Source organism: Kitasatospora sp. NPDC001225 (genome assembly GCF_053597855.1).
In genome coordinates this window covers 1-5759 of the sequence record NZ_JBSFJC010000250.1, presented here as the reverse complement: position 1 = coordinate 5759, position 5759 = coordinate 1, and the positions used below count along the sequence as shown (strand labels likewise).

Below are 5759 nucleotides of genomic sequence, written 5' to 3'. Positions count from 1 at the left end.
GTTCCGCCCCGGGCCGCCGCCCGGGGCGGAACGCCGCATCAGCCCAGCAGCGCGGGCAGTTCGGCGATCGAGCCGAGGACGTGGGTGGCGCCGTCGGCCCGCAGCCGGGCCTCGTCGTGGGCGCCGGTGAGGACGCCCGCGACGACCGGGGCGCCGGCCCGGGTGCCGGTCAGCATGTCGTAGCCGGTGTCGCCGGCGACGGCGATCTGGCGGACCGAGTCGGTGCCGGTGCGCAGCAGGGCGGTGAGCGCGAGGTCGGGGTACGGGCGGCCGCGGCCGGCCTCGGCGGGGCAGAGGGTCAGGTCGGCGACGGACCGCCAGCCGAGGGCGTCCAGGATGCGGTCCTGGGTGGCCCGGGAGAAGCCGGTGGTGAGGACCACCTTGCGGCCCTGGCCGCGCAGTTCGGCGATGGCCTCGGCGGCGCCGGGCAGGGCGGCGCAGTGCCCGGCGTCGACCAGGTCGTGGTAGGCGGCCTCGAAGGCGGTGTTGGCCCGCTGGGCCTTCTCCTCCGCGCCGAACAGGTGCCGGAAGACGGAGATCTTGGACTCGCCCATGGTGGCCCGGACGTGGGCCAGCATCGGGTCGAACTCCGGGCTGCCGGCCTCGACGCCGAGCGCCGCGGCGGCCGCGGTGAAGGCCTGCTCGACGAGGCCGTCGTCGGCCACGGTGGTGCCGGCCATGTCGAGCACGACCAGGCGGATGTCGGCGGTCACAGCGGCATTGGTCACAGCGGTATCGGTCACAGCGGTGTTGCTCACAGCGGCGCTCCTTACAGGTTGGCGAGGTCGGCGGTGGTCTCGGCGATGGCGGGCGAGCAGGTCATGCCGCGGCCGCCGGGGCCGGTGACCAGCCAGACGCCGTCGCGCACGCGCTCGCGGTGGACGACCCGGGTGGTGTCGACGCACTGCGCGTACACCCCGGCCCAGCGGCGGCGGATCCTCGGCATCGGGCGGCCGAGCAGGTCCTCGACGACGCCGACCAGGTGGTCGTACGGGTCCTCGACGACGTCGAAGCCGAACGGCTGGTCGTACTCGTGGGTGTCGCCGATGGTCAGGCCGCCGTCGCGGCGCTGGACCATCAGCAGCTGCATCCGGTGCTCGGCGGCGACGGGCGGCTGCGGCTGGGTCTCGCGCAGCCGGTCCAGGGCGGTGCCGGCGAAGGCGGGGTAGTAGCGGAAGCTGTCGCCGTCGGCGACGGAGGTGGTGAGGGTCTCGCCGAGCGGGTCGGTCTGCATCATCTGGAGCCGCACCCGGCGGACCGGCAGGGCGGGGGCGAGTTCGCGGACCAGGCCGCCGAGCCAGGCGCCGGTGCAGAGGACCACCAGGTCGCCGGTGTGGACGTCGCCGTGGTCGTCGCGGACGGCGTTCTCGCCGACCACCTCGCGCACCTCGCGCCCGGGCAGGAAGGTGTACCGGCCGGTGGCCTCCAGGGCGGCGCGCAGCGCGGGCTGGGCGGTGCGGGGTTCGACGGCGGCGTCGCGCCCGCACCACAGGGCGCCGAGCAGCTTGCCGCGCAGGGCCGGGTTGGCGGCGCGGGTCTCGTCCGGGTCGAGCAGCCGGTAGCCGCGGGCGGCGGCGTCCGGCAGGGTCAGGGCCTGTTCGGCGACGGCGAGTTCGGCCTCGGTGCGGATCGCGGTGAGCGATCCGTTGGCCCGGAAGCCGAGGTCCGGGACGCGGGCGCCGATGGACTCCCACAGTTCGCGGGCGCGCAGCGCGGTGTCCAGTTCCTCGCCCTGCGCGCGGCCGCTGACCCAGACCAGGCCGAAGTTGCGCACCGAGGCGCCGCGCGCCTCGGTCTCGCGCTCCAGGTGGACGACCTCGTGGCCGCGTTCGACGGCCTGCCAGGCGTGCATGCTGCCCAGGACGCCTGCTCCTACGACGATGACTCTCATGCGTCCAGGCTGGTGCGCCCGGGTGTCCGAGGGGCGTCGGGACGCCGTCCCGCAGATGAACCACCTGGGAAGTTGTACAGACAACCTGTCGGCCACCCCGAGGCTGCCGCGGCGGCTACGACCGCACCACCCGGGCCCGCAGGTAGTTGCGCCGCCCGAAGTTCGGCTCGTCCACCGCCGTCAGCTCCTCCACCTGGAACCGGTACAGCGCCGCCGCCCCGCCCCCGGTCAGGAACTGCCGCCGGACCTCCTCGTCCCGCGCGAAGACCGGGTAGCGCCCCTGGTAGGCGGCCAGCGCCGCCTCGGCCTGCCGCCCCCAGGCCTCGCTCGCGCTGCCGGTCAGCTGGAGGCCGCGCAGCTGCTCGCCGAAGACCGGCGGCGGCAGGAAGACGGTGGCGGCGGCCCGGGCCTCCTCGGCCAGGTGGTGGCTGTGCCGGGTGGAGCGCTCGCTGACGAAGTAGAGGACAAGGTCGTCGTCGTACGCGAAGAAGGCCAGGTTGGCGTGCGGGCCGTGCTCGTGGCCCGCGGTGGCGAGGGTGAGCACCATGGCCTCGGCCAACAGCCCCTCGACGCCCTTGTGCAGCAGGTCGCCCGGCCAGTCCCCCTGCGTGATGTCGAGTCGGTACGGCATTCGGCACTCCCTCCGCTGGCACGCCCGGCGCCCGCGCGCCCGAGCACGACTGAGCCGGGCGGGCGCCCCCTAAGGAGGCTCCACGCCCGGCTCACATGCTCCACCCGCCGTCCGAGACCGGACAAGGGGCAGGGGCGGAAGTCCGGCTCAGCGCTGCCGGGACTCGTACGACGCGTACCCGCGGGCCACGACCGGCGGCTGCCCCGGTCCGAGCAGCGGCCGCAGCGCGCCCGCCCGCATCCGGTCCACCAGCGGACCGCAGCGCCCGGCGAGCGGCGCCAGCGCCGCCGCGGCCAGCAGCCCGACCAGCGCGCCCACCGCCACGTCGTGCGGGTAGTGCACGCCGACCCAGACCCGGGAGGCGGCCATCAGCACCGCGAACAGGCCGGCCACCAGGCCGAGCCGCCGGTTGACGAACCAGAGCGCGGTCGCGGCGGCGAAGGCGATCACCGAGTGGTTGCTCGGGAAGGACCAGTCCCCGGTGCCCGGGCAGGTCTCCAGCGAGACGCTGCCGGGGATCTGCGCGCACGGCCGGAGTTCCTCGACCGCGCCCTTGAACACCGAGTTGACGCCGTAGGCGACGACCACGATCACCGGCGAGGCGAGCACCCTGGCCATCACGGCCGAGTCCGCGCCGCGCGCCCGCCACCAGGCGTAGAGCATGAAGACCGCGAACAGCCCGAGGCCGAGCGCCGACCAGACCTTGATCAGCTCGTCCAGCCAGTGCGGCGCCGACTGCGCCCAGCCGTTGACCCGGGTGTACAGGCCGCCGTCGATTCCGCTGCCGTCGTACACGGCGAGCGCCCGGGAGGTCGTCACATGTCACCTCCGTGACGTCGCGCCTTACGGGCGCGGAACAGTTCGAGAACAATAGGGAGCACGGAGACAACTACTACCAGACCGATGATCGGCAGCAGGTACTGGTCGATGCCGGGGATGGACGAGCCCAGCCCGTACCCGGCGAACACCACGCCGACCGTCCAGACCACGCCTCCGGCCACCTGCCACAGGGTGAACGAGCGGACCGGCACGTCGAGCACGCCGCAGAGCGGATTCAGCACCGTTCGGACCACCGGGATGAACCGGGCGAGCACGATCGCCTTGCCGTGGCCGTACTTGGCGAGCAGCTCCTCGGCCCGCGCCACGCCCTCCAGCAGGCTCTTGCGCCTGGTCCGGCCGAGCAGCGCCCGGCCGCCGCGCCGGCCGATCAGGTAGCCGACCTGGGCGCCGACGAGCGCGCCGACCAGGGCGGCGGGCAGCACCTGCCACAGGTGCAGCTGCGGGCCCTTGGTGGCGCCGGGCACGCAGAGCAGCCCCGCGGTGAACAGCAGCGAGTCGCCGGGCAGGAAGAAGCCCACCAGCAGCCCGGTCTCGGCGAACAGCACGACGGCGATGCCGAGCGCGCCGAAGGCGGCGAGCAGTGAGGACGCGTCCAGCGGGTTCACCGCGAGGTGAACGGCCGGATCGGCGAGGAACTGGAGCAAGGCCGACGGACCTCCCGTACGTTGGAGGGCGGTTCGCACCGAACCCGCCCGGACCGTCTACAGTTGCGTAGACGGTCTACACGACTGTAGACGATACTTGGAGGAAGCGCCGCCATGCCCGACGTACCGTCCGCCCGCCGGCCCGCCGGGGAGCTGGAGGCCGAGGTGCTGGCCGCCCTCTGGTCCGCCCGGCAGCCGATGACGCCGCAGGACGTCCAGGCCGCGCTCGGCGGGGACCTCGCCCGCACCACCATCGCGACGATCCTGGCCCGGCTGTTCGACAAGGGGACGGTCGAGCGCACCCGGGCCGGCCGCGCCTACGCCTACACCCCGACCGTCCAGGACACCGCCGGGCTCGCCGCCCGCCGGATGCACACCGAGCTCGGCCGTGAGACCGACCGCTCCACCGTGCTGGCCCGCTTCGTCTCCGACCTCTCCGCCGAGGACGAGCAGCTGCTGCGCGACCTCCTCGGCGACGGCAACCCCGGGGCTCAGACACCGGGAACGGCGGGCCGATGATGCTCGCCGTCTGGGTCCCCCTGCTGCTGCCCTTCCTGGCCGCCCCGCTGGCCCGCCGCCTCGCCGATGCGCTGCCGCCGCGGGCCGCCGCCTGGATGCTGGCCGGCAGCGCCGCCGTCCTGGCCGGCGGCACCCTCTGCTCGCTCGGCCTGCTGGCCGCCGCCGGACTGCTCCAGCTCCCGCCGGTCGCCGCCCTCGGCCACCTCTCGCTGCCCTGGCTCACCGCGGCCGCGCCCGACGCGCCGTTCCCGGCCGCGCTGGCCGCCCTGGCCCTCCTCGCGCTCGGCGCCCTCGCGGTGCGCACCGCCCGCCGACGGCTGCGGGAGCTGCGCGCCGCCCGGGCCGCGCTCCCGGCCGACGCGCACCGCGCGGAGCCCTCCGACGGCCCCCGTCCGGACCGTGGACCTTCCCCCGCCCAGCATCCGGACACGCGCCCCCCGCGCGCCTCCGTGCGCCGGTCACGCCCCCCGGCATGGCCGGCCGCGCTCCTCCGGCCCGCCGCCCTGCTGCGGCCCGCCGACCACCCGCTCACCGTCCTCGACGACGAGTGCGCCGACGCCTTCGCCCTGCCCGGCCGCCTGGGCCGCCCCGGCCGACCGGGCGAGCCCGGCCGGATCGTGGTCACCTCCGGCATGCTGCGCGCCCTCAGCGGCCCCGAGCGCTCCGCCCTGCTCGCCCACGAACGGGCCCACCTGACCGCCCGCCACCACCTCTTCCTCGCCCTCGCCGAGCACGCCGCCGACGTCCACCCGGCACTCCGCCCGCTGCGCGCACCCCTCGGCTACCACCTGGAGCGCTGGGCCGACGAGGTGGCCGCCGCCCGGGTCGGCGACCGCGCCGTCACCGCCCGCGCGGTCGGCCGGGCCGCCCTGGCCGCGAGCCGCTCCCCCTGGCCGGCCCGCCCCCGGCTGGTCGCCGCCGCCCACTCCGGCCCGGTCCCGCGCCGGGTCGCCGCACTGCTCCAGCCCCGCCCGGCCACCGCCCCCGGCACCTGGCTGCGGGCCGCCGCCGTGGCCCTGGCCGCCTGCCTGGCGCTGAGCACCGGCGCCGCCCTGGAGGCCGGCGCCGACCTGCACCACACCGTGGAGGCGGCCCAGCAGGGCTCCGGCGCGCAGCGCTGACCCCGTCCGGCCGTCAGGCGGTACGGCGGGTGGGGGCCCGGGGGCGCGGGGCCGGTCGCCCCCGGTGGCGCCTTTGCCCCCCCCCCCCCCCCCCCCCCCCCCCCCCCCCCCCC

Annotated in this window: 7 protein-coding genes; 2 read left to right on the top strand and 5 right to left on the bottom strand. The window is 76.2% G+C overall.

Annotated elements, in window-relative coordinates; genetic code table 11:
• Positions 1-38: 38 nt before the first annotated feature.
• The 5 genes from ACWDCZ_RS38370 to ACWDCZ_RS38350 form a co-directional block, all read right to left on the bottom strand.
• Entirely contained in the window at positions 39-758 is a 720-nt protein-coding gene (locus ACWDCZ_RS38370) for a phosphonatase-like hydrolase (RefSeq protein ID WP_304414270.1), read from the bottom strand.
• 11 nt (positions 759-769) lie between these two features.
• Positions 770-1891: a TIGR03364 family FAD-dependent oxidoreductase gene (locus ACWDCZ_RS38365; protein WP_449818363.1), complete on the bottom strand. Its 1122-nt coding sequence runs from the start codon at positions 1889-1891 to the stop codon at positions 770-772.
• 115 nt (positions 1892-2006) lie between these two features.
• On the bottom strand, positions 2007-2522 hold the full coding sequence (locus tag ACWDCZ_RS38360; protein ID WP_049654261.1) for a pyridoxamine 5'-phosphate oxidase family protein: 516 nt from the start codon (positions 2520-2522) through the stop codon (positions 2007-2009).
• A gap of 147 nt (positions 2523-2669) precedes the next feature.
• Complete coding sequence (locus ACWDCZ_RS38355) at positions 2670-3341, bottom strand: phosphatase PAP2 family protein (protein ID WP_449818362.1); 672 nt, start codon at positions 3339-3341, stop codon at positions 2670-2672.
• Positions 3338-4006 carry a DedA family protein gene (locus ACWDCZ_RS38350; RefSeq protein ID WP_049654256.1) on the bottom strand — a complete coding sequence of 223 codons (669 nt, stop codon included), beginning with the start codon at positions 4004-4006 and terminating at the stop codon, positions 3338-3340. Before ACWDCZ_RS38350 ends, ACWDCZ_RS38355 begins: the two co-directional genes overlap by 4 nt.
• Positions 4007-4120: 114 nt before the next feature.
• On the opposite strand from ACWDCZ_RS38350, the gene ACWDCZ_RS38345 reads away from it, so the two are divergent.
• Entirely contained in the window at positions 4121-4525 is a 405-nt protein-coding gene (locus tag ACWDCZ_RS38345; RefSeq protein ID WP_049654255.1) for a BlaI/MecI/CopY family transcriptional regulator, read from the top strand.
• Complete coding sequence (locus ACWDCZ_RS38340) at positions 4522-5646, top strand: M56 family metallopeptidase (RefSeq protein WP_449818361.1); 1125 nt, start codon at positions 4522-4524, stop codon at positions 5644-5646. Before ACWDCZ_RS38345 ends, ACWDCZ_RS38340 begins: the two co-directional genes overlap by 4 nt.
• Positions 5647-5759 lie beyond the last annotated feature (113 nt).

Coding starts and splice junctions, on each gene's coding strand:
- ACWDCZ_RS38365 (WP_449818363.1), bottom strand. CDS start 1,891: ATGAGAGTCATCGTCGTAGGAGCAGGCGTCCTGGGCAGCATGCACGCC.
- ACWDCZ_RS38360 (WP_049654261.1), bottom strand. CDS start 2,522: ATGCCGTACCGACTCGACATCACGCAGGGGGACTGGCCGGGCGACCTG.
- ACWDCZ_RS38345 (WP_049654255.1), top strand. CDS start 4,121: ATGCCCGACGTACCGTCCGCCCGCCGGCCCGCCGGGGAGCTGGAGGCC.
- ACWDCZ_RS38340 (WP_449818361.1), top strand. CDS start 4,522: ATGATGCTCGCCGTCTGGGTCCCCCTGCTGCTGCCCTTCCTGGCCGCC.